General features: G+C 60.7%; 20 protein-coding genes. 7 read left to right on the forward strand and 13 right to left on the reverse strand.

Features of this window, described 5'->3' with window-relative positions; translation table 11 throughout:
- Positions 1-80: 80 nt before the first annotated feature.
- The 3 genes from KHP07_RS14215 to zwf are packed head-to-tail and all read right to left on the reverse strand — an operon-like array spanning position 81 to position 2,930.
- Entirely contained in the window at positions 81-746 is a 666-nt protein-coding gene (locus KHP07_RS14215) for a bifunctional 4-hydroxy-2-oxoglutarate aldolase/2-dehydro-3-deoxy-phosphogluconate aldolase (protein ID WP_026013852.1), read from the reverse strand.
- A gap of 17 nt (positions 747-763) precedes the next feature.
- Entirely contained in the window at positions 764-1,477 is a 714-nt protein-coding gene (pgl, locus tag KHP07_RS14220) for a 6-phosphogluconolactonase (RefSeq protein ID WP_214497391.1), read from the reverse strand.
- Positions 1,464-2,930, reverse strand: a complete 1,467-nt coding sequence (gene zwf / locus KHP07_RS14225; RefSeq protein WP_025858439.1) for a glucose-6-phosphate dehydrogenase — start codon at positions 2,928-2,930, stop codon at positions 1,464-1,466. The genes pgl and zwf overlap by 14 nt, the downstream gene beginning before the upstream one ends.
- A gap of 219 nt (positions 2,931-3,149) precedes the next feature.
- Here zwf and KHP07_RS14230 point away from each other — a divergent pair, with 219 nt between their 5' ends.
- Complete coding sequence (locus KHP07_RS14230) at positions 3,150-4,010, forward strand: MurR/RpiR family transcriptional regulator (protein ID WP_174555598.1); 861 nt, start codon at positions 3,150-3,152, stop codon at positions 4,008-4,010.
- Between the two features lie 204 nt (positions 4,011-4,214).
- Here KHP07_RS14230 and KHP07_RS14235 read toward each other — a convergent pair whose 3' ends face one another.
- The 10 genes from KHP07_RS14235 to KHP07_RS14280 all read right to left on the reverse strand — a co-directional run bounded on the left by KHP07_RS14235 (position 4,215) and on the right by KHP07_RS14280 (position 15,480).
- Positions 4,215-5,060 carry a D-hexose-6-phosphate mutarotase gene (locus KHP07_RS14235; protein ID WP_071489446.1) on the reverse strand — a complete coding sequence of 282 codons (846 nt, stop codon included), beginning with the start codon at positions 5,058-5,060 and terminating at the stop codon, positions 4,215-4,217.
- Between the two features lie 176 nt (positions 5,061-5,236).
- Positions 5,237-6,583, reverse strand: a complete 1,347-nt coding sequence (locus KHP07_RS14240; protein ID WP_078049968.1) for a carbohydrate porin — start codon at positions 6,581-6,583, stop codon at positions 5,237-5,239.
- Positions 6,584-6,716: 133 nt separating this feature from the next.
- On the reverse strand, positions 6,717-7,880 hold the full coding sequence (locus KHP07_RS14245; protein WP_078049969.1) for an ABC transporter ATP-binding protein: 1,164 nt from the start codon (positions 7,878-7,880) through the stop codon (positions 6,717-6,719).
- A gap of 2 nt (positions 7,881-7,882) precedes the next feature.
- Complete coding sequence (locus KHP07_RS14250) at positions 7,883-8,728, reverse strand: carbohydrate ABC transporter permease (protein ID WP_078049970.1); 846 nt, start codon at positions 8,726-8,728, stop codon at positions 7,883-7,885.
- Positions 8,721-9,629: a carbohydrate ABC transporter permease gene (locus KHP07_RS14255; protein WP_028617701.1), complete on the reverse strand. Its 909-nt coding sequence runs from the start codon at positions 9,627-9,629 to the stop codon at positions 8,721-8,723. Before KHP07_RS14255 ends, KHP07_RS14250 begins: the two co-directional genes overlap by 8 nt.
- A 180-nt stretch (positions 9,630-9,809) precedes the next feature.
- Positions 9,810-11,096, reverse strand: a complete 1,287-nt coding sequence (locus tag KHP07_RS14260) for an ABC transporter substrate-binding protein (RefSeq protein ID WP_078049971.1) — start codon at positions 11,094-11,096, stop codon at positions 9,810-9,812.
- Between the two features lie 104 nt (positions 11,097-11,200).
- Positions 11,201-12,460: a D-mannose isomerase gene (locus KHP07_RS14265; protein WP_214497392.1), complete on the reverse strand. Its 1,260-nt coding sequence runs from the start codon at positions 12,458-12,460 to the stop codon at positions 11,201-11,203.
- Positions 12,461-12,575: 115 nt separating this feature from the next.
- Positions 12,576-13,421, reverse strand: coding sequence for an ATPase (locus KHP07_RS14270; RefSeq protein ID WP_214497393.1), 846 nt, complete (start codon positions 13,419-13,421; stop codon positions 12,576-12,578).
- 114 nt (positions 13,422-13,535) lie between these two features.
- On the reverse strand, positions 13,536-14,534 hold the full coding sequence (locus tag KHP07_RS14275; RefSeq protein WP_099494303.1) for an NAD-dependent epimerase/dehydratase family protein: 999 nt from the start codon (positions 14,532-14,534) through the stop codon (positions 13,536-13,538).
- Positions 14,535-14,586: 52 nt separating this feature from the next.
- Entirely contained in the window at positions 14,587-15,480 is an 894-nt protein-coding gene (locus KHP07_RS14280) for a LysR family transcriptional regulator ArgP (RefSeq protein WP_214497394.1), read from the reverse strand.
- Between the two features lie 101 nt (positions 15,481-15,581).
- Here KHP07_RS14280 and KHP07_RS14285 point away from each other — a divergent pair, with 101 nt between their 5' ends.
- The 6 genes from KHP07_RS14285 (at position 15,582) to KHP07_RS14310 (ending at position 21,449) form a co-directional block, all read left to right on the forward strand.
- The gene (locus tag KHP07_RS14285; RefSeq protein ID WP_078049976.1) at positions 15,582-15,983 is read left to right on the forward strand and encodes an ACT domain-containing protein; all 402 of its coding nucleotides are present in this window, start codon (positions 15,582-15,584) and stop codon (positions 15,981-15,983) included.
- A gap of 5 nt (positions 15,984-15,988) precedes the next feature.
- Entirely contained in the window at positions 15,989-16,588 is a 600-nt protein-coding gene (locus KHP07_RS14290) for a LysE/ArgO family amino acid transporter (protein WP_214497395.1), read from the forward strand.
- A gap of 178 nt (positions 16,589-16,766) precedes the next feature.
- Positions 16,767-17,363: a superoxide dismutase gene (locus KHP07_RS14295; RefSeq protein ID WP_078049978.1), complete on the forward strand. Its 597-nt coding sequence runs from the start codon at positions 16,767-16,769 to the stop codon at positions 17,361-17,363.
- Positions 17,364-17,491: 128 nt separating this feature from the next.
- Positions 17,492-17,716 (forward strand): hypothetical protein, encoded by a 225-nt coding sequence (locus tag KHP07_RS14300; RefSeq protein WP_078049979.1) that lies wholly within the window; start codon positions 17,492-17,494, stop codon positions 17,714-17,716.
- A gap of 210 nt (positions 17,717-17,926) precedes the next feature.
- Positions 17,927-19,978, forward strand: a complete 2,052-nt coding sequence (locus KHP07_RS14305) for a putative bifunctional diguanylate cyclase/phosphodiesterase (RefSeq protein ID WP_078049980.1) — start codon at positions 17,927-17,929, stop codon at positions 19,976-19,978.
- Between the two features lie 127 nt (positions 19,979-20,105).
- On the forward strand, positions 20,106-21,449 hold the full coding sequence (locus KHP07_RS14310; protein WP_214497396.1) for an imelysin family protein: 1,344 nt from the start codon (positions 20,106-20,108) through the stop codon (positions 21,447-21,449).
- Positions 21,450-21,624: the final 175 nt, after the last annotated feature.

Below are 21,624 nucleotides of genomic sequence, written 5' to 3' on the forward strand. Positions count from 1 at the left end.
GGCAAAAAAAAGCGGTACACCGACCAAGTGCACCGCAAAAATGCCGTTAAGCACAGCAACAACGATTCAGTAAAAGTAGATCAATCCAGCAGTGCCAGCGCCTGCGCAGTGACTTCCTGGATGCGGGCCCAGTCACCGTTCTTGACCCATTCCGGGTCGAGCATCCAGCTACCGCCTACGCACATCACGTTTTTCAACGCCATGTAGTTTTTGATGTTGGCCGGGCCCACGCCGCCGGTCGGGCAGAACTTCACCTCGCCGAACGGGCCGCCGAGGGCCTTGATTGCAGCCACGCCACCGCTGACTTCGGCCGGGAACAGCTTGAAGCGACGGTAGCCCAGGCCATAGCCTTCCATGATGCCCGAGGCATTGCTGATGCCTGGCAGCAGTGGGATGGGGCTGTGCACCGAGGCTTCCAGCAGGTCGCGGGTAATGCCAGGGGTGACGATAAATTGCGAGCCGGCCACTTCGGCCGCTTCAAGCATGTGGCGGTCGAGCACGGTGCCGGCACCGGTGCACAGTTCAGGCCGTTGCTCGCGCAGTACCTGAATGGCCTTGAGGCCGAACTCGGAACGCAGGGTCACTTCCAATGCGGTCAAACCACCGGCTGCCAGGGCATCGGCCAGCGGCAGGATGTCCTGTTCGCGGGCGATGGTGATCACCGGCAGGATCCGCGCCTTGGCGCAGAGACTGTCGATCAGGGCAACTTTATCCGCCATGGACACGGTCGGTTGAGGGCTTTTCATAGCGGCTGATCCTTGGCTCATGGGCACCAGTAAATCTCTAAAGTAGGTTGCAAAAACGCGCGGATCGGCATGGCAGCAACATCGTCACTGGCCAGCACGGCGCTCAAGGTGGTCAATTTCGAACTGCCGGAAATCGACAGCACGGTGTAGTTCGCCGTGGCCAGCAATGCGCGACTCATGGTCAGGCGCTGGTGGGGCACGGTCGGCGCCAGCATCGGCCAGCAACGGCGGGTACCGTCGGCCTGCAGGGCCTGGCTCAGGTTCGGACTGTTGGGAAACAGCGATGCAGTGTGGCCGTCATCCCCCATGCCCAGGACCAGCACATCAATGGCTGGCAATTCGGCCAGCAGGCGGTCAGCCTGCTCGGCAGCGTCTTCGAGGTTGGCGGCAGCGCTGTACAGGCTCAAGAACCTGGCCTTGGCCGCCGGGCCTTGCAGCAGGTGCTGCTTCAACAGGCCTGCATTGCTGTCGGCGTGTTCCACCGGCACCCAACGCTCGTCGGCCAGGGTGATGGTGACCTTGGACCAATCCAGGCCCTGCTTGGCCAGGTGCTGGAAAAACGCCACTGGGCTACGGCCACCGGACACCACCAGGGTCGCTTCGCCACGGGCACTGATGGCCGTGCGCAACTGCTCGGCCACGTCATTGGCCAGCCCTTCCGCCAATAGCACCGGGGTGCGGTACTCATGGGGAGTGACGCCCTGGGGCAGTTTCAATTCAGATATCGCCATACCACGACCTCCCATCCCGCGTGATCAGTGCAATCGAGCTCATCGGCCCCCAGGAACCCGCCGCGTACGGCTTGGGCGCATCACCGGATTTTTTCCATCCGGCGATCAACTGGTCACACCACTTCCACGCGGCTTCGATTTCATCTTTGCGAACAAACAGGTTCTGATTGCCGCGCATTACTTCCAACAACAAGCGCTCGTAGGCATCCGGGATCCGGGCGCTGCGATAGGTGTCGGAAAAATTCAGTTGCAGCGGACCGCTGCGCAGTTGCATGCCCTTGTCAAGGCCCTGCTCCTTGGTCATCACGCGCAAGGAAATACCTTCGTCCGGCTGCAGGCGGATGATCAGTTTGTTGCTGATCTGCAGGCGCTGCTCGGGAGCGAAGATGTAGTGGGACGGTTCCTTGAAGTGAATGACGATCTGCGACAGCTTCTGCGGCATGCGCTTGCCGGTGCGCAGGTAGAACGGCACCCCGGCCCAACGCCAGTTACGGATATCGGCACGCAGGGCGACGAAGGTCTCGGTGTCGCTCTGGGTGTTGGAATTCTCTTCCTCCAGGTACCCCGGCACAGGCTTGCCGGCGCTGTAGCCAGCGATGTACTGGCCGCGCACCACCTGGGTGGTCAGGCCGTCCGGGCTGATCGGCGCGAGGGCCTTGAGCACCTTGACCTTCTCGTCGCGGATGCTGTCGGCGGACAGGTCGGCCGGCGGGTCCATGGCGATCAGGCACAGCAGCTGCAGCAAGTGGTTCTGGATCATGTCGCGCAGCTGGCCAGCCTTGTCGAAATAGCCCCAACGGCCTTCGATACCGACCTGCTCGGCCACGGTGATTTCCACGTGGGAGATGTAGTTCTGGTTCCACTGGGTTTCGAACAGGCTGTTGGCGAAACGCAGGGCGATCAGGTTCTGGACGGTCTCTTTGCCCAGGTAGTGGTCGATGCGGTAGGTGCGGTTCTCCGGGAAGAACTGCGCCACGGCGTCGTTGACCTTGCGCGAGGACTCCAGGTCCGAACCGATGGGCTTTTCCAGCACCACGCGGGTATTTTCCGCCAGGCCGACCTTGGACAGGTTCTCGCAAATCGCGCCGTACACCGCCGCCGGGGTGGCGAAGTAGGCGATCAAGCGTTGTTCGGTGCCGGCGATTTCCGCCAGGGCCACGTAGTCATCGGCTTTCATGAAGTCGACGTGAACATAGGTCAGCCGCGCCAGGAAACGCTGGGCGATGGTTTCGTCCAGTTCCTTGCCGACGTATTTACGCAATTCTTTTTCAATGTGCGCCAGGTGCTGTTGCTCGGAACCGGCTTCACGGGCCAGGGCCAGGATGCGCGTGTCGTCGTGCAGGAGCGCGGCGCCATCGAGTTGATAGAGGGCAGGAAATAACTTGCGCAGCGCCAGATCACCCAAGGCGCCAAACAGGGCAAAGGTGCAGGGTTCTACGGTTATCGAAGGCATGATGTTTGTTCTTTTATCAAGTTAAGCTACAAATACCTTTTTTCAAGGCATCACTCAAGGAAAAATGTAGTAATAACCACAACATTTTCCCGAAATACGCATTCCGAGTGGTGGTGTTCAGCTACCCTCAGTAGGATAGGCCACCGCAAAAGACCACTCATCGATTGGTTGCCACCTTTTATTTGCATCGTCGCCCGAAGGAAAGACTGAATGGACCGCGTGCGAAATCTTCTGGAACAGATCCGGAACCGCCTCGAAGAATTGAACAAGGCCGAGAAAAAAGTCGCCGAGGTCATCCTGCTCAACCCGCAGCAGGCGACCCGCTTCTCTATCGCCGCCCTGGCCCAGGCCGCCTCGGTCAGTGAACCGACGGTCAACCGTTTTTGCCGTTCGTTCGGTGTCAGCGGTTACCCTGAACTGAAATTGCAGCTGGCGCAAAGCCTGGCCAGTGGCGCGGCGTATGTCAGCCGCGCCGTGGAGGCCGATGATAACCCTGAGGCCTACACCCAGAAGATCTTTGGCAGTGCCATCGCGTCCCTCGACAGCGCCTGCCAGGCCCTGGACCCGAACTTGATCAGCAAGGCCGTGGACCTGTTGATCCAGGCGCGGCAGATCCACTTCTTCGGCCTCGGTGCTTCGGCCCCGGTGGCCATGGATGCGCTGCACAAATTCTTCCGCTTCAACCTGGCGGTGACCGCGCACGCGGACGTGCTGATGCAACGCATGATCGCCTCGGTGGCGCACACCGGTGAACTGTTCGTGATTATTTCCTACACCGGGCGTACCCGTGAATTGGTGGAAGTGGCGCGTATCGCGCGGGAGAACGGCGCTTCAGTGCTGGGCGTGACTGCCGAGAACTCGCCGCTGGCCAAGGCCAGTACCGTGAGCCTGAATATTCCGCTGCCGGAAGACACCGATATCTACATGCCGATGACCTCGCGGATCATCCAACTGACGGTGCTGGATGTGCTGGCAACCGGCATGACCCTGCGGCGCGGGGTGGATTTCCAGCCGCATCTGCGCAAGATCAAAGAGAGCTTGAATGACAGCCGGTATCCGGTGGGGGATGAGTTCAACTAAGCCTGCAACACCGCTGCCGGTGAGAGGGAGTTTGTATGTGGTGAGCGGGCTTGCCCCGCGCTGGGTGGCGAAGCCGCCCTGAAAAACGGGCACCTCGGTACATCAGGTACATACACAGCGCCTGTAATGGGGCTGCTTCGCAGCCCAGCGCGGGGCAAGCCCGCTCACCACAACAAGCCCGCCCACAACAACCGCAATGCCACGCTAAACCCCCGCTCTTGCCTGCAGACTGAGATGCGCCCTCTCCCCCGGCGCCAGGCTCGCCCCCGCCATCGCCGACTCCACACACACAAACCCCGACGCCTCGTTGAAGCTCACGCCCAACAGCGGCCGGCTGCCTGGGTGCCACACCACTGTGTCGGCGCTGTCGCCGGTGTCGATGCACAGTTCACGCTGCCAGGCGTGGTCCTTGAGCTGTAATTCACCCTCGTGCTGGAACACCCGCTGGCACCCGCCCTCCACGCGTAGCTCGCCTTCCTGCTGGCAAACCTGGCGATTGAGCTGGTCGTAACCCTGGGCACCGTCAAGTCCAGACAGCGCTATCTCATCGACGTGACCAATACGCCAGTAAGCATGCAAAGCGTGGCTCAACTGGCACGGCAGCTCATCCTGATGCTCGGTGCTCAGGCGCAGTTCCAGGGTTTCGCCCAGGTGCGCGTGCAGGTCGACCTGCCAGTCACACAGTTGCAATTGCCAGTGCAGGCGGACGCCGTCGTCGTCGGTGCTGCTGTCGAGCAGTTTCCAGTCAATCAGCCGCGCCCAGCCATGGGACGGCCAGGCGTTTTCGCTCGGGTGACGGCCATACCACGGCCAGCACACCGGCACGCCACCTCGGATGGCGCCGACTTGCGGCCACTTGGCCGCACACCACAACCAAGGCTTTTGACCGGTAGGCTGAAAGTGCAGCAATTGCGCGCCCTGGCGACTGAACACCGCCTGGCACAGCGGATGGTCGATCACCAACACATCGCGCATCTGAAAGCGCTCCCAGGCGAACACCGGTCGCTCGCGCAGGGATTTGAAAAAGCGTTGCAGCGGTTGCTCATGCATGTGCCCGGTCCTGAAATTCTTTGTAGGCGCTGGCTTGCCTGCGATGCAGGCAACTCGGTGCTTCAGATAAACCAAAGTGATGCCATCGCAGTCAAGCCAGCTCCCACACAAAAAAAGCGGGTAGCCATGGCTACCCGCAAAATGCGCACAGAGAGGAGGAGCTTATCGCAACAGCGTTAGAACGTAGACTGGATTTTCAGGCCGGCTACCAACGCGTTGTCGACTTTGTCCACGCCGCCAGGCTGGACGACGTATTGCAGGTTAGGACGCACGGTCAGCCAGTTGGTCACCTTGATGCCGTAGTTGAGTTCGACGTTGTACTCGGTCTCGCGAATCGGCGTGTACAGCGGGTTGTCATAGTCGCTCACGCCATTGGCGGCGTTGAGCAGTTCAGAGTTTTTCTTCACGTCATCATTCACGTGCAGGCGAGCCACGCCAATACCGATGTCGTCTTTTGGACGCGCGTCGAATGGGCCTTTGTACACCAGCATGATCGACTGGTAGTTGTCGACCAGGTTGGTTTCCTTGTCGTGGAAGGTGGCGTTGGCTGCGATGTTCAGGCCGCGGGAAGCGTCGCCGTTATGCGTGGTGAGTTGCTGTTGGGCAACGAACCAGTAGCCTTTCTTGCTGCTGCGGGTACGGTAAGCCGCGCCAGTGGTAGCCGCATCGTTGCCGTTGATGTCTTCACGGACGTCAGAGGCATCAGCCGCGCTCTTGTAGTAACCCACACGGTATTCGCCCGGCAGGCTGTTGACCTTCGGCGACCAGACCAATTCCACCGGAATCACGGTGCCCTTGGTGCCGCTGCCGCTGAGTTTGAAGCCGTTGCCGTGCTCCAGTTGCGATGGGTTCTGGTTGTACGCACCGATCTGCGCGTACAGCTCTGGCGTGATGTTGTACTTCACGCGGATCGCGGCCTGGCTAACGGGCCAGTTGTACCAGGTGTTGACGTAGTTACCCACTTGCGAGCCGCAGAACGACAGGTTCTGGAAGTCGCATGGGAAGGTGTTGAAGTCTTCGCCTTCGCCGAAGTAACCGAGTTTCACGTCCAGCTTGTTGTCGAACATCTGGTGCTGAATCCAGAACTGGGTCAGACGCACCATATGGCCACGACCGTAGACCTCTTGAGACGAGCTCAAGGTACCGGCACGCGGGTCGCCGATACGGTCGTTGGAGATGTTTTGGCCATTACGGTTGGTCAACTGGATCTTGGCCTGGGTGTTATCCCAGCCCCACAGCTTTTGCAGGTCCAGTGCCACACCGAGACCGAACTGGTCAGAGTAGCGACCGGTCTTGTCGTCGTTGTAGCCGCCATGGGCGTTGTAGCCCATCTCCCCAACGTAGTCAGCCTTGATGTCGATACCTTGCTCGATCAGCTTGGTACGCTCACCACCCCAATCGCCCGTCATCCACTTGGAACTGGAGCTGAATGCATCGTCTGCCATCGCATTGGCGGACAATACCAGGGCTGCTGCAGCTGACAGTTGGCAGATCAGCCGAGTGTTGTTGTGTTGCTTTTTCATCCCTACATCCTCGTCTTTATTGTTATTAAACTGTTTTTATCTAACGCGGTTTACTTTTTTTATCTAAAACAACAACTTATCTGCTTCTGTGGGAGCCGGGCTTGCCCGCGATGCAGGCAACTCGGTCCTTCAGTTACAACGCAGTGATGCCATCGCGGGCAAGCCCGGCTCCCACAGGGACAGGCTGTGACTGCACAGTGCCCAGTCGCTCGCCCGTGTTGGCGTCGAACAGCAGTACCTTGGAAGGATCGAATTGCAGGGTCAGGGTCTCGCCCACCTGCGGAGCCACGTCGGGTGCCAGGCGGCAGCAGACCTTGGTGTCATTGAGCTGCACAAACACCAGGGTGTCCGGGCCAGTCGGCTCGGTCACCTGGACTTCGGCACGAATGCTTGAGGCACTGTTGGCCTCGCCCACCGCCAGCATGATTTGCTCCGGACGCAAGCCGAGGATCACGTCGCGGTCTTCCAGGCCGGCGTCTGTGGTGTTCAGCGCCAGCTCGCAACGGGCTTGGCCGCTGTCGAGCAGGGCCACCAGGCGACCGTCCTTGCGTTGCAGGCGCAAGGGCACGAAGTTCATCGGTGGCGAACCAATGAAGCTCGCCACGAACTGGTTGGCCGGGTTGTTGTAGATCTCTTTTGGGGTGCCGAACTGCTGGATGATGCCGTCCTTCATCACCGCTACCTTGTCGCCCAGGGTCATCGCTTCGATCTGGTCGTGGGTCACGTAGACCGTGGTGGTCTTGAGGCGCTGGTGCATCAGTTTCATTTCGGTGCGCATCTCGACGCGCAGCTTGGCGTCGAGGTTGGACAGCGGTTCGTCGAACAGGTAGATCTTCGGCCGACGCGCCAGGGCACGGCCCATGGCCACGCGCTGTTGCTGGCCGCCGGAGAGCTGGCCCGGCTTGCGGTTGAGCAGGTGTTCGATCTGCAGCAGCTTGGCCACGCGTGCCACTTCGGCGTCGATATCCGCCTGGGGCATCTTGCGGATCTTGAGGCCGAACTCGATGTTCTCGCGCACGCTCATGGTCGGGTACAACGCGTAGGACTGGAACACCATGGCGATGTCACGGTCCTTGGGGCTCATGCCACTCACGTCCTGGTCGCCGATCATGATCGCGCCGCCAGTGATGGTCTCAAGCCCGGCGATGCAGTTCATCAGCGTGGATTTACCGCACCCCGAAGGGCCGACCAGGATCAGGAATTCGCCTTCCTTGATCGACAGTTCGATGTTCTTCAAGGTGTCGGGCAGGCCGGCGCCATAGGTCTTGTTTACATTGCGAAGTTCAAGCGTAGCCATGATTACCCCTTGACCGCGCCGGCCGTGAGGCCGCGCACGAAATACTTGCCTGCGATCACATAGACCAGCAGGGTCGGCAGCCCGGCGATCATCGCCGCCGCCATATCCACGTTATATTCCTTGGCCCCGGTGCTGGTGTTGACCAGGTTGTTCAGCGCCACCGTGATGGGCTGGGAGTCGCCACTGGAGAACACCACACCGAACAGGAAGTCGTTCCAGATCTGGGTGAACTGCCAGATCAGGCAGACCATGATGATCGGGGTCGACATCGGCAGAATGATCTGACGGAAGATGGTGAAGAATCCCGCACCGTCCAAACGCGCGGCCTTGATCAGCGCATCCGGAATGCTCACGTAGTAGTTACGGAAGAACAGCGTGGTAAACGCCAGCCCGTAGACCACGTGCACAAACACCAGGCCGGTGGTGGTGCTGGCCAGGCCCATCTTGCCAAGGGTGAAAGACGCCGGCAGCAGCACGGTCTGGAACGGCAGGAAGCAGCCAAACAACAGCAGGCCGAAAAACAGCTGCGAGCCTTTGAAGCGCCAGAACGACAGCACATAACCGTTCAATGCACCGATGGCGGTGGAGATCAGTACGGCGGGAACGGTGATCTTGATCGAGTTCCAGAAGTAGCCATCGACGGTGGCCCAGGCCTTGACCCAGCCGATGCCGGAGACCACGGTCGGCCAGCTCAGCAGGTTGCCGGTGCTGATGTCTTCCGGGGTCTTGAAGCTGGTCAGCAGCATCACCACCAGCGGCACCAGGTACAGCAGCACGGCAAGGATCAGCACCGCGTAGATCGCGATGCGACTCAGGCTGATAGGTGATTTGGAGGCGAGACTAGTCATTACGTTTGGTCCTCAGCTCGGAGTAGAGGTAAGGCACGATGATCGCGAGGATCGCACCGAGCATCAGGATGGCACTGGCCGAACCCATGCCCATCTGGCCACGGCTGAAGGTGAACGAGTACATGAACATCGCCGGCAGGTCGGACGAGTAGCCGGGGCCGCCAGCCGTCATCGCCGCCACCAGGTCGAAGCTCTTGATCGCAATGTGCGCCAGGATCATCACCGCACTGAAGAACACCGGACGCAGGCTTGGCAGCACCACGCTCCAGTAAATGCGCGGCAGGCTCGCACCGTCGATCTGCGCGGCACGCACGATCGATTGATCGACACCGCGCAGGCCCGCGAGAAACATCGCCATGATGAAGCCGGAGGCTTGCCAGACAGCGGCGATCACCAGGCAGTAGACCACGCGGTCCGGGTCGATCAGCCAGTCGAGACGGAAGCCTTCCCAGCCCCAATCACGCAGGAGTTTATCCAGGCCCATGCCCGGGTTGAGCAGCCATTTCCAGGCGGTACCGGTGACGATCATCGAGAGCGCCATCGGGTACAGGTAAATGGTGCGGATAAAGCCTTCGCGGCGGATCTTCTGGTCGAGGAAGATCGCCAGGGTCACGCCAATCACTAGCGTGATGCCGATGAACATCCCGCCAAACACGGCCAGGTTCTTGCTCGCTACCCACCAGCGGTCGTTGTCGAACAACCGCGCGTATTGCGCAAGGCCCGCCCATTTGTAGCTTGGCAGGAACGTGGAATTGGTGAACGAGAGTACAAACGTCCACAGGATGTAGCCGTAGAAGCCCACCAACACGATGAACATGCTGGGCGCCAGCACCAGTTTGGGTAGCCAGCGCTGCAGTGCATCGAACGGCGAGGCTTTGCTGAACACAGCAACAGAACTCATGGGAAAATCCAATACAGGGAAAAAGGACCAGCCAATAAACCTTGTGACGCTGGCTTTGTGTGGGAGCGGGCTTGCTCGCGAAGCGGGCGGCGCGGTGTAACCGTTACACCGCGGTGATGCCTTCGCGAGCAAGCCCGCTCCCACACAAGCCCGGCTCCTACAAAAAGCCGTTACCAGACGTTACTTGGCCGATTTGATCGCAGCGCCAAGTTTCTTGGCGGTGTCGGCCGGGTCGGCTTTCGGGTCGTTGATGTAGTTGGTCACGACATCAAAGAACGCACCTTGCACTGCCAGGGTAGTGGCCATGTTGTGCGCCATGCTTGGCTGCAGGCCGCCGGTCTTGGCGTCTGCCAGGAAGTCCTTGGCAGCGGTCTGGGCGCAGGAGTCGAAGCCGTAGGAATCCATTTTGTTCAGCATGTCGTTGCGAACAGGGATCGAACCCTTGTTGATGCTGAACACTTTCTGGAAGTTTTCACCCAGCACGACTTTGGCGATGTCCTGCTGACCCGCAGCAGTGCCTTTGTCTTTCTGCTTGAACACCGCCAGGGAGTCGATGTTGTAGGTGAAGGCTTTGTCGGTGCCCGGGAAAGCTACACACTCGTAGTCTTTGCCGGCGACTTTCTTGGCAGCGGTCCATTCGGACTTGGCCCAGTCACCCATGATCTGCATGCCGGCCTTGCCATTGATGACCTTGCCTGCTTCGAGGTTCCAGTCCTGGCCTTTGCCGTCGACGTCCATGTAGGTCGCGACTTTCTTCAGCTCGGTCAGAGCCTTGACCATTTCCGGACCGGTCAGTGCGCCGTTATCCAGGTCGACCAGGGCTTTCTTGTAGCCGTCGGCACCCATCACCGACAACACCACCGCTTCAAACACAGTGCTGTCCTGCCAAGGCTGGCCACCGTGGGCGAGCGGAATGAAGCCTGCGGCTTTCAGCTTGTCGCCGGCTGCGTAGAATTCTTCGAGGGTGGTCGGGTTCTTGGTGATACCGGCTTTCTTGAAGACTTCCGGGTTGATCCACAGCCAGTTCACGCGGTGGATGTTGACCGGTACGGCGACGTAGTCACCGTCGTACTTCACGGTATCGGAGACTTTCTTGTCGAGCAGGGAGTCCCACTTTTCTTCTTTGGCGACGTCTTTGAGCACGTCGGTGTCGAGCAGGCCAGTGGACGCCCATTCCTGGATGTCGGGGCCTTTGATCTGGGCAACGCCTGGCGGGTTACCTGCGACCGCGCGGCTTTTCAGCACGGTCATGGCCGTGGCGCCACCGCCACCTGCGACGGCACCGTCTTTCCAGGTGAAGCCGTCTTTCTCAACTTGGGCCTTCAGGACATCTACAGCCGCCTTCTCACCACCCGAGGTCCACCAATGCACAACTTCAACCGTCCCTTTCGAGTCGGCGGCAAATGCACTGAGGGGAAACAACGAGGCAATGGAAATAGCAACGGCGAGGCGATTAATCGCGTTCATCTGAGTACCTTTTCTTGTTGTTATGCATGCAAGTCTAAGGCTTGCGCTGCACGGAGTTTAAACATGGATTTTTGAGGCGCAGGTAACAAAGGGATGCACAAATGTCACCAGCTGGTGACATAACGCCCAACCCCGATGGCACTGCACATGCTGGGTGCCAAGGGCAGTGCAGGCAGCACCACCGCTTGCCAGGCATGGTACAGGTCCGGCTTGCCGCCCCAGATGTTGCTGCTCGGTTGATTGTGCGGGCTGAGTTCGTGGTGCCAACTGCCGTGGGTGCGGTCGATAAAGTGGGTTTCGCAAAACTCCCAGAACCGCCGGTACCAGGTCTCGTAGTGCAACTCGCCGGTGCGCTTGAGCAAGGCCTGGGCAGCGGCGCTGGCTTCGGCATGGGTCCAGTGCAGGCGCTCGCGCACGACCGGGCGGTGGTTCCAGTCCAGGGTGTAGACGATGCCGGGGGCACCATCCACGGACCAGGCGTATTCACAAGCGCTGGCGAACAAGCCCTTGGCGTCGCCCACCAGCCACTCGGGCGTCGCCAGCCCGGCTTGCAGGCGCGCAGCTTCCAGGTGCAGCAGCAGTCGCGCCCATTCGAAGCCGTGGCCGGGAGTGATGCCGTACGGGCGAAAGCCGTCGGCGGGGTTGTCTTCGTTGTAGCCGAGCAAGGGTTGCCAATGAACGTCGAAATGCTCGATCACCATGAACTGGTTGCCGGCGGCATGGGTGTGGATCACACGCTCGACGATACGCAGCGCGCGGTCCAGCCAGCGGGTGTCACCCGTTACATCGGCCAGGGCAAGAAAGGCTTCGGTGGCATGCATGTTGCTGTTGGCGCCGCGATAAGCCTCGACGCCGCTCCAGTCCTGGGCAAAGGACTCGAGCATCACGCCCTCCTCTTCGCTCCAGAAAAACTGGTCGATGATATGGATGGCGTCATTGAGCAGGTTTTGCGCACCAGAAGCGCCGGCTACCACCGCAGAGCTGGCGGCCAAGGCAACGAAGGCGTGCAGGTAGGCAGCTTTGCCACGGTTGCCATCGAGGGCGTGGGGTGCGGCGAACCAGCCACCGTGCTCACTGTCACGCAATGGGCCACTCAGGGCGGCCACACCGTGCGCCACCATGTCGGCATACCCCGGCAAGCCCAAGGCGTGCGCCATGGCGAAGCTGTGGGTCATGCGGGCGGTGTTCATGGTTTCGGCGTGGGCGTCGGCGGGCAACTGGCCTTTATCGTCCAGGTTGCCAAAGCCATCGGGCAGTCGAGAAGCCTTGGCAAATGCCAGCAGGCGCTGGCCTTCGGCGGCGAGCCAGGCGTGATGGGCAGGCGCGTTCAGCCAACTGCTGGCAGGCAGTGGTTGCGTGGTCATGGGTGGCCCTTATTATTTTTTATGGGATGACCGGAGTCTAAACAAGGGCGAGGTGGGGGCAAGTAACGAAGGGGATGGGAAATGTCACCAGATGGTGACATTTCTGTCAGCGCGCTTATTGGCCGAGAGGGGTGATCTTCGCCGGCGCGTTGAGCTGTTGGTTGAGGGTCTGCACCTGGCTCTGCAACGTGGTGATGTTGCGCGTGGTCTGGATGCGGAACACGTCGAACTCTTTGTTGGTAGGCGCATCACTGTTGGCCGGCTGGTTGTCCTGGGCGCTCTTGAGTACCAAAAGGTCCTGCTCGATACGGGCAATGGCCGCGCTCGGGTTGCCCTGTTTCTTCAAGGCGGCCACGTCAGCGGTCAGTTCCTTGATCTCGGTATCGCGCTTGCCGGCATCACCTTGCGCCGCCTTGAGGGTCGCCACGGCATCGGTCAACGCCTGGACCTGGCCTTGCAATTTGCTGTTGGCGCTGGACAGCTCAGTGGTACTGGCGGTCATCTGGGCCAGGCGCTTGTCCAGCTCGGTGGCCTGGCCGGCCACGCCGATTTGCTGCTTGCCCTGCTCCAGCAATTGGCTTTCGAGTTGCTTGATCTGCAACTTCAACGCTTCGCTGCCATTGTTGACGCTGGCTTCACTGGCCACCACCTTGCCGGAAATATCCTGCAGGCGCCCCGCCGCTTCTTCGCTGATGCGCGCAAAGCTTTCCTGGGTGGCAACCAACTGCTGGCCCATCAGGGAAATCTGCTGGAAGCTCCACCAGGCCAGGCCCGCAAAGGCGATCAGCAGCGCGCCGATCAAGGCCCACAATGGGCCGGTGCTGGCGCTCTTGACCTTGACCACCTTGGTTGTGCGCGAACGCACCGAGGTGGCGGGAGAAGGTTCGAAATCATCGTCATCCCCGACATCCGCCCGCAGGCTGGGAACGTTGTCGAAGTCGTCTTTAGCATCATTACGCATGAATCAACCCTGAATCGGTGAAGGGGCGAGCGACGGGAGTATAAACCGCGTTCCCGGCGCACTGATCGACCTGGAATGCCAAATTCGGTTACCGAAGTGTTGCCTCTTGTGTGCTTACTTGAACCCCGGATCCTGGGCTTTCCACCAACTGCAGAACTCGTCGAGGGCGGTCCACAGGCTGACTTTAGGCTCGTAGTCCAGATAATGCCTGGCACGGCTGATGTCGAGGGTGAAATCTTTGTTCATCACCTGCATGCCCAGGCGCGACAACGCCGGTTCCGGGCGGCCGGGCCACATCGCGCAAAAGGCTTCGTTGACCGCCGCCACGCTGTAGGACAAACCGTAGGACCGATACCGCGTCACCTGCGGCAGCTCCATCTGGCGCATCACGTAGTTGACCACGTCCCACACCGGCACAGGCGTACCGTTGCTGATGTTGTAGGCCTTGCCCAGCGCCGAGCCCGTGGCGAGCAGGCTGCTGAGCAGCGCTTCGTTGAGGTTGTGCACGCTGGTGAAATCGACTTTGTTCAGGCCGTCGCCAACAATGGCCAGGCGGTTCTTGCGTTGCATTTTCAGCAGGCGCGGGAAGATGCTCATGTCGCCGGCGCCAGTCACGAAGCGCGGGCGCAGGGCCAGCACTTCGAGGCCGAACTCCTGGGCACCAAACACCTTCTGCTCGGCCAGGTACTTGGTGGCGGCATAGGGATGCTTGAATCGCTTGGGTACTTGTTCTTCGGTCAGGCCCAGGTGGTCGCGGCCATCAAAATAGATCGACGGCGAAGACAGGTGCACCAACCGGCCGACACGCTCCTTGAGGCAGGCTTCCACAACGTTCTCGGTCACCAGCACGTTGCCTTGATGAAAGTCCTGGTACTTGCCCCATAGCCCGACGGCGCCGGCGCAATGCACCACGGCCTCGACATCGCGGCACAGGTCGCGCACCAGGTCAGCGTCATTCAAATCACCCTGGATAAACTCGGCGCCGCGCCTGACCAGATGCTCCACACCTTCGGCACGTCGCCCGTTGACCCGCACGTCCAGGCCCTGCTCCAAGGCGAAACGCGCAAAGCGTCCACCAATGAAGCCGCTTGCGCCGGTGACCAGAATCTTCATGTATTACCCCGTGTTCTTTCGTTTTTCATCGCTGTTGCCTTGACGCACGCCATCACTCCAACGGCACCAACCATTGGCCACACGCCTGGGCCAGGTGGTCGGTCAACAAGCCCAGCAGTTGCCCGCCACTGCGCCAATGATGCCAGTACAACGGTACATCGATGGGCTTATCTGGCAATAACTCGACCAATATGCCCTTTTCCAGTTGGTCGCGTACCTGCAATTCCGGCACTAGCCCCCAGCCAAGGCCGGCTTCGGTCAGGCGGATAAAGCCTTCGGACGATGGGCATAAATGGTGCTCGAAACCGCCGTCCACCCCGAGTGAAGCCAGGTAGCGGTGTTGCAGGAAATCGTCCGGGCCGAACACCAAAGCCGGCGTGCGCGCCAGTTGATCGGCGCGCACGCCGTCCGGAAAGTGCCGGGCGGTAAAGGCCGGGCTGGCCAGCGCGCGATAGCGCATGGCACCCAGCAACAGGCTGCGCGCGCCCGCCACCGGGCGCTCGCTGGCGCAGATACAGGCGGCTACCTCGCCGGCACGCATGCGTTTGAGGCCCACGGTCTGGTCCTCGACGACCAGATCCAGCAGCAGATGCTGCTCGGCGCAAAAGTCGCTGACGGCCTCGGCCCACCAGGTGGCGAGGCTGTCGGCGTTCAACGCGATGCGCAGGCGTTCGGGCATGCCCTCCTCGTCCAGCGCGGGCACCTGGCTTTGCAGGTCACGTTCCAGCAAGCGCACCTGCTGCACATGGTTGAGCAGACGACGGCCAATATCGGTGGGCGTCGGCGGCGTGGCCCGCACCAATACCGGTTGGCCGATGCGCGCTTCCAACAGCTTGATGCGCTGGGAGATCGCCGACTGCGACAACCCCAGCACTTGAGCGGCGCGCTCGAAGCCCGCCTGTTCCACCACCGCCGCCAGGGCCGAGAGCAATTTATAGTCGAACATCAGTTTCTCTAATGAGCGATCAGCAATATTGGTTTTTCTTATACAGCCTGCACCCTGAGAATAGCCAGCATCGCTTCTCTCTTTATTAAAGGAACCTCCCAATGGCTGGCGAAACCGCCCTGGCAACCCTGCTGCGCAGCATGAGCCCCCACCTTAATGAAGGTGACTACGTGTTCTGCACCCTGCCCGATCACCAGATCCCGGCCGGGTGCGAGGTGATCGGCAGCTTCCGCGAGCAGGAAGGCCTGACCTTGATCGTCGAACGCCAGCAGGCGCAACAGGCCGGGCTGGCCTTTGACTACGTCGCCGCGTGGATCACTTTGAATGTGCACTCGGCCCTGGAAGCCGTGGGCCTGACCGCCGCCTTCGCCAGCGCGCTGGGCAAGGCCGGCATCAGTTGCAACGTGATTGCCGGCTACTACCACGATCACCTGTTCGTCGGCCGTGCCGATGCCGAGCGGGCCATGCAGGTGTTGCAACAACTGGCAGCGAACGCGGAGTAACCCCTATGTGGCAGAGTTATGTGAACGGGCTGCTGGTCGCCCTGGGCTTGATCATGGCCATCGGCACCCAGAATGCCTTTGTCCTCGCGCAAAGCCTGCGCCGTGAACATCATTTACCCGTGGCGGCGCTGTGCGTGGTGTGTGATGCCCTGCTGGTGGCCGCCGGGGTGTTTGGCCTGGCGACGGTGCTGGCGCAAAGCCCGATACTGCTGGCGGTTGCGCGCTGGGGCGGTGCGGCGTTCCTGATCTGGTACGGCGCTTGTGCGCTGCGCCGGGCCTGTTCGAAACAGAGCCTGGACCAGGCAGACCATCTAAAGGTGCGCTCGCTGCGCGCGGTCTTGCTGAGCGCGTTGGCCGTCACATTGCTCAACCCCCACGTTTATCTGGACACCGTGCTGCTGATTGGCTCCCTCGGTACCCAGCAGACCGAGCCGGGCGCCTATGTGGCCGGTGCGGCCAGCGCTTCATTGCTGTGGTTCTCCACCCTGGCACTCGGTGCGGCGTGGCTGGCACCCTGGCTGGCACGCCCCGCCACGTGGCGCCTGCTGGACCTATTGGTGGCAGTGATGATGTTCAGCGTGGCCTATCAATTGATCAGTGCCTGAGGAATATTCCAAAACGCTCTGGAACCTCTATCCCACACAGTTGTTGCGTGGTTTTGCCGCACCCCCGGTGCTATGATCCGGACCCTGCGCCGCAAAGAGTACAAACTCCCCGGCGCTTGTTTGGCCGCCCGTGATCGGCCTTGCGCTCACCGCAACTGACCTGATTAGGAGAATCATCATGGCTTTCGAATTGCCGCCGCTGCCCTACGCACACGATGCCCTGCAGCCGCACATTTCCAAGGAAACCTTGGAATACCACCACGACAAGCACCACAACACCTATGTCGTGAACCTGAACAACCTGGTGCCAGGCACCGAGTTCGAAGGCAAGACCCTGGAAGAGATCGTCAAATCCTCTTCGGGCGGTATCTTCAACAACGCCGCTCAGGTCTGGAACCACACCTTCTACTGGAACTGCCTGGCGCCAAACGCCGGCGGCCAACCGACCGGCGCACTGGCTGAAGCCATCAACGCTTCGTTCGGTTCGTTCGACAAGTTCAAGGAAGAGTTCACCAAGACGTCCGTCGGCACCTTCGGTTCCGGTTGGGGCTGGCTGGTGAAAAAGGCTGACGGCTCCCTGGCCCTGGCCAGCACCATCGGCGCCGGCAACCCGCTGACCAGCGGCGACACCCCGCTGCTGACCTGCGACGTGTGGGAACACGCCTACTACATCGACTACCGCAACGTGCGTCCAAAGTATGTGGAAGCGTTCTGGAACCTGGTCAACTGGAAGTTCGTGGCTGAGCAGTTCGAAGGCAAGACCTTCACTGCCTAAGCACTGCTTGCAGTAAAAAGAGCCCGGCATTCGCCGGGCTTTTTTGTGGGTGATGGAACCGAGCCACGTGACGTTGCCACCCAGATAGGGAGAGGAATTCGCCACTCACCCCTGTCGGAGAAATAACCATGACTATTGGAGCACTCGCAGCACTGCCCATCGTTGGCGACCTCGCCAAGGCCGCTGGAGAGATCACCAAAGCGATCACCCCGCTCATCCAGCCCTTCGCGGATGCCGCCGCGAAGAAGCTATTTGCCGAAGAAGACAGCAACGATCAGAGCGAGCAGAAGAAAATCGAGTTCGCAAAGTCCATCGATACAAAGATTTCCTATGAGCTGTCTAAGTCGGCATAACCGTCTGCCCCCTCATGTAACCTAAGTACCTGTTGTTTTTTGGGCAGGCGGATGCCAATCCGCCCTGCCTATCGCAGGGCCTGCTCCTTTTAGACCGCCCCTGTCCGCATCAAACCTGCCCCCGCCCCAATGTTCCTTTGACTGCCATGCCCAGATTGCCAATACTCATGGCATATTGAAGGCCACCCGCATGAGACAAGGAATGCCCCTTTGAAGCTGGAACTCAAGAACAGCTTGTCGGTGAAGTTGCTACGGGTTGTGTTGCTGTCGGCATTGATCGTGGGCGTGGCGCTGAGCGTGGCGCAGATCGTTTTCGATGCCTATAAGACGCGACAGGCTGTGGCCGGCGATGCGCAGCGCATCCTCGATATGTTTCGCGACCCCTCGACCCAGGCCGTCTATAGCCTCGACCGCGAGATGGGCATGCAAGTCATTGAGGGCCTGTTCCAGGACGACGCCGTGCGCATGGCGTCCATCGGCCACCCCAACGAGACCATGCTGGCGGAGAAAAGCCGTGCCTTGCAGCAAGCCCCCAGCCGCTGGTTGACCGACCTGATTCTTGGCCAGGAACGCACCTTCACTACTGCCTTGGTGGGTAAAGGCCCTTACAGCGAGTACTACGGCGACCTGAGCATCACCCTCGACACCGCCACGTACGGCCAGGGTTTTATCGTCAATTCAGTGATCATCTTTATTTCCGGGGTGCTGCGCGCCCTGGCCATGGGCCTGGTGCTGTACCTGGTCTATCACTGGCTGCTGACCAAGCCGCTGTCACGGATTATCGAGCACCTTACCTCGATCAACCCCGACAGGCCCAGCGAGCACAAGATCCCTCAGATCAAGGGTCACGAACGCAACGAGTTGGGGCTGTGGATCAATACCGCCAACCAATTGCTTGAATCCATCGAACGTAATACCCACCTGCGCCACGAGGCAGAAAGCAGCCTGCTGCGCATGGCCCAGTATGACTTCCTGACCGGATTGCCGAACCGCCAGAAACTGCAGGAGCAACTGGACAAGATCCTCATCGACGCCGGCCGTCGGCAGCGACGCGTGGCCGTGCTGTGCGTGGGGCTGGATGACTTCAAAAGCGTCAACGAGCAGTTCACCTACCAGGCTGGCGACAAACTGCTGCTGGCCCTGGCCGACCGCCTGCGCGCCCACAGCGGCCGCCTTGGCGCACTGGCCCGGCTGGGCGGCGACCAGTTCGCCTTGGTACAGGCCGATATCGAGCAGCCCTACGAGGCCGCCGAGCTGGCACAAAGTATCCTCGATGACCTGGAGGCGGAGTTCCCCCTCGACCATGAAGGCATCCGCCTGCGCGCCACCATCGGCATCACCCTGTTCCCGGAAGACGGCGACAGCACCGAAAAGCTGCTGCAAAAAGCCGAACAGACCATGACCCTGGCCAAGACCCGGTCGCGCAACCGCTATCAGTTCTATATCGCCAGCGTCGACAGCGAAATGCGCCGCCGCCGCGAGCTGGAGAAAGACCTGCGCGACGCCCTCGCCCGCGATCAATTCCACCTGGTGTACCAACCGCAGATCAGCTACCGCGACCACCACGTGGTCGGCGTGGAAGCGCTCATCCGTTGGCAGCACCCGGAACATGGCTTGGTGCCGCCGGACCTGTTTATCCCGCTGGCCGAGCAGAATGGCACCATCATTGCGATTGGCGAATGGGTGCTGGACCAGGCTTGCCGGCAACTGCGCGAATGGCACGACTTGGGCTTCACCGAGTTGCGCATGGCCGTCAACCTGTCCACCGTGCAGTTGCATCACACCGAGTTGCCACGGGTGGTCAACAACCTGATGCAGATCTACCGCCTGCCGCCGCGCAGCCTGGAACTGGAAGTCACCGAGACCGGCCTGATGGAAGACATCAGCACCGCCGCCCAGCACTTGCTGAGCCTGCGCCGTTCCGGTGCGTTGATTGCCATCGATGACTTCGGCACCGGCTACTCGTCCCTCAGTTACCTGAAAAGCCTGCCCCTGGACAAGATCAAGATCGACAAGAGTTTCGTCCAGGACCTGCTGGACGATGACGACGATGCCACCATCGTGCGCGCGATCATCCAACTGGGCAAAAGCCTGGGCATGCAGGTGATCGCCGAAGGTGTGGAAACCGCTGAACAGGAGGCCTACATCATCTCCGAAGGCTGCCATGAAGGTCAGGGCTATCACTACAGCAAACCCTTGCCGGCACGGGAGCTGGCGGCGTTTTTGAAGCAGTCCGAGCGGAATAACGCAGCGATTCTCTGACACCGCAAACCGATACTGAATATTTCCCGCGTATAACCCTTTACACAAAATGCAAATCTTTCGCATTATGTCGCAGTTTTTGCGCTCCCCCGCGCGCCCTATCAACAACCGAAGCAGGATGTTCGCCATGATTCGTATGCCCCTGGCCACCGCCAGTCTGCTGGCCATTGCCATTTCTCTCGCCGGTTGCGGCGAAGGTAAAGACAAGGCCGCAGCACCCCAGGCGCCGACCCCGGCCGCCAGCACTACCGCTCCAGCGGCTGCCACCCCTGCCGGCCAGGTCGACGAAGCGGCCGCCAAGGCCGTGGTCGCGCATTACGCGGACATGGTGTTTGCGGTCTACAGCGATGCCGAGTCCACCGCGAAAACCCTGCAAACCGCGATCGACGCGTTCCTCGCCAAGCCGAACGACGAAACCCTGAAAGCCGCGCGCACTGCCTGGATCGCTGCCCGCGTCCCGTACCTGCAGAGCGAAGTGTTCCGCTTCGGCAACACCATCATCGACGACTGGGAAGGCCAGGTGAACGCATGGCCGCTGGACGAAGGCCTGATCGACTACGTCGACAAGTCCTACGAACACGCCCTGGGTAACCCAGGCGCCACCGCCAACATCATCGCCAACACCGAGATCCAGGTCGGCGAAGACAAGGTCGACGTCAAGGACATCACCCCGGAAAAACTCGCCAGCCTCAATGAGCTGGGCGGTTCCGAGGCCAACGTCGCCACCGGTTACCACGCCATCGAATTCCTGCTGTGGGGCCAGGACCTGAACGGCACCGGCCCGGGCGCCGGCAACCGTCCTGCGTCGGACTACCTGACCGGCGACGGCGCCACGGGCGGCCACAACGAGCGTCGCCGTGCGTACCTGAGCGCCGTGACCCAACTGTTGGTCAGCGACCTGGAAGAAATGGTCGGCAACTGGAAACCCAACGTCGAAGACAACTACCGCGCCACCCTCGAGGCAGAACCTGCCACCGACGGCCTGCGCAAAATGCTGTTCGGCATGGGCAGCCTGTCCCTGGGCGAGCTGGCCGGTGAACGCATGAAGGTTTCCCTGGAAGCCAACTCGCCGGAAGACGAACAAGACTGCTTCAGCGACAACACCCACTACTCGCACTTCTACGACGCCAAGGGCATCCGCAACGTCTACCTGGGCGAGTACACCCGCGTCGATGGCACCAAGCTGACCGGCGCCAGCCTGTCGTCCCTGGTGGCCAAGGCCGACCCGGCTGCCGATACCGCATTGAAAGAGGACCTGGCAGCGACTGAAGCGAAGATCCAAGTCATGGTTGACCACGCCAACAAGGGTGAGCACTACGACCAACTGATCGCTGCCGGCAACGATGCGGGCAACCAGATCGTACGCGACGCCATCGCCGCACTCGTCAAGCAGACCGGTTCGATCGAAGCGGCCGCAGGCAAGCTGGGCATCAGCGACCTGAACCCGGATAACGCTGATCACGAGTTCTGATCAGTACGGTGTTGAAAAAGGCGGCCTTCGGGTCGCCTTTTTTTATACCGCGTATCTGGCCACACCGCTCCCCTGTGGGAGCTGGCAAGCCAGCCACATGGGAACGGGATCGACAGCAAAAACCCGGTCGGCTTTAAGGCCGCCGCGCTTTGCTTTTGATCTTAGGCGCCCCGTC

Source organism: Pseudomonas sp. VS40 (assembly GCF_018587885.1).
Classification (GTDB): Bacteria; Pseudomonadota; Gammaproteobacteria; order Pseudomonadales; family Pseudomonadaceae; genus Aquipseudomonas; species Aquipseudomonas pergaminensis.

Excerpts from the sequence above, each read along its gene's own strand:
- KHP07_RS14215 (WP_026013852.1), bottom strand. The coding sequence starts at position 746 with ATGAAAAGCCCTCAACCGACCGTGTCCATGGCGGATAAAGTTGCCCTG.
- pgl (WP_214497391.1), bottom strand. The coding sequence starts at position 1,477 with ATGGCGATATCTGAATTGAAACTGCCCCAGGGCGTCACTCCCCATGAG.
- zwf (WP_025858439.1), bottom strand. The coding sequence starts at position 2,930 with ATGCCTTCGATAACCGTAGAACCCTGCACCTTTGCCCTGTTTGGCGCC.
- KHP07_RS14235 (WP_071489446.1), bottom strand. The coding sequence starts at position 5,060 with ATGCATGAGCAACCGCTGCAACGCTTTTTCAAATCCCTGCGCGAGCGA.
- KHP07_RS14240 (WP_078049968.1), bottom strand. The coding sequence starts at position 6,583 with ATGAAAAAGCAACACAACAACACTCGGCTGATCTGCCAACTGTCAGCT.
- KHP07_RS14245 (WP_078049969.1), bottom strand. The coding sequence starts at position 7,880 with ATGGCTACGCTTGAACTTCGCAATGTAAACAAGACCTATGGCGCCGGC.
- KHP07_RS14250 (WP_078049970.1), bottom strand. The coding sequence starts at position 8,728 with ATGACTAGTCTCGCCTCCAAATCACCTATCAGCCTGAGTCGCATCGCG.
- KHP07_RS14255 (WP_028617701.1), bottom strand. The coding sequence starts at position 9,629 with ATGAGTTCTGTTGCTGTGTTCAGCAAAGCCTCGCCGTTCGATGCACTG.
- KHP07_RS14260 (WP_078049971.1), bottom strand. The coding sequence starts at position 11,096 with ATGAACGCGATTAATCGCCTCGCCGTTGCTATTTCCATTGCCTCGTTG.
- KHP07_RS14265 (WP_214497392.1), bottom strand. The coding sequence starts at position 12,460 with ATGACCACGCAACCACTGCCTGCCAGCAGTTGGCTGAACGCGCCTGCC.
- KHP07_RS14270 (WP_214497393.1), bottom strand. The coding sequence starts at position 13,421 with ATGCGTAATGATGCTAAAGACGACTTCGACAACGTTCCCAGCCTGCGG.
- KHP07_RS14275 (WP_099494303.1), bottom strand. The coding sequence starts at position 14,534 with ATGAAGATTCTGGTCACCGGCGCAAGCGGCTTCATTGGTGGACGCTTT.
- KHP07_RS14280 (WP_214497394.1), bottom strand. The coding sequence starts at position 15,480 with ATGTTCGACTATAAATTGCTCTCGGCCCTGGCGGCGGTGGTGGAACAG.
- KHP07_RS14285 (WP_078049976.1), top strand. The coding sequence starts at position 15,582 with ATGGCTGGCGAAACCGCCCTGGCAACCCTGCTGCGCAGCATGAGCCCC.
- KHP07_RS14290 (WP_214497395.1), top strand. The coding sequence starts at position 15,989 with ATGTGGCAGAGTTATGTGAACGGGCTGCTGGTCGCCCTGGGCTTGATC.
- KHP07_RS14295 (WP_078049978.1), top strand. The coding sequence starts at position 16,767 with ATGGCTTTCGAATTGCCGCCGCTGCCCTACGCACACGATGCCCTGCAG.
- KHP07_RS14300 (WP_078049979.1), top strand. The coding sequence starts at position 17,492 with ATGACTATTGGAGCACTCGCAGCACTGCCCATCGTTGGCGACCTCGCC.
- KHP07_RS14310 (WP_214497396.1), top strand. The coding sequence starts at position 20,106 with ATGATTCGTATGCCCCTGGCCACCGCCAGTCTGCTGGCCATTGCCATT.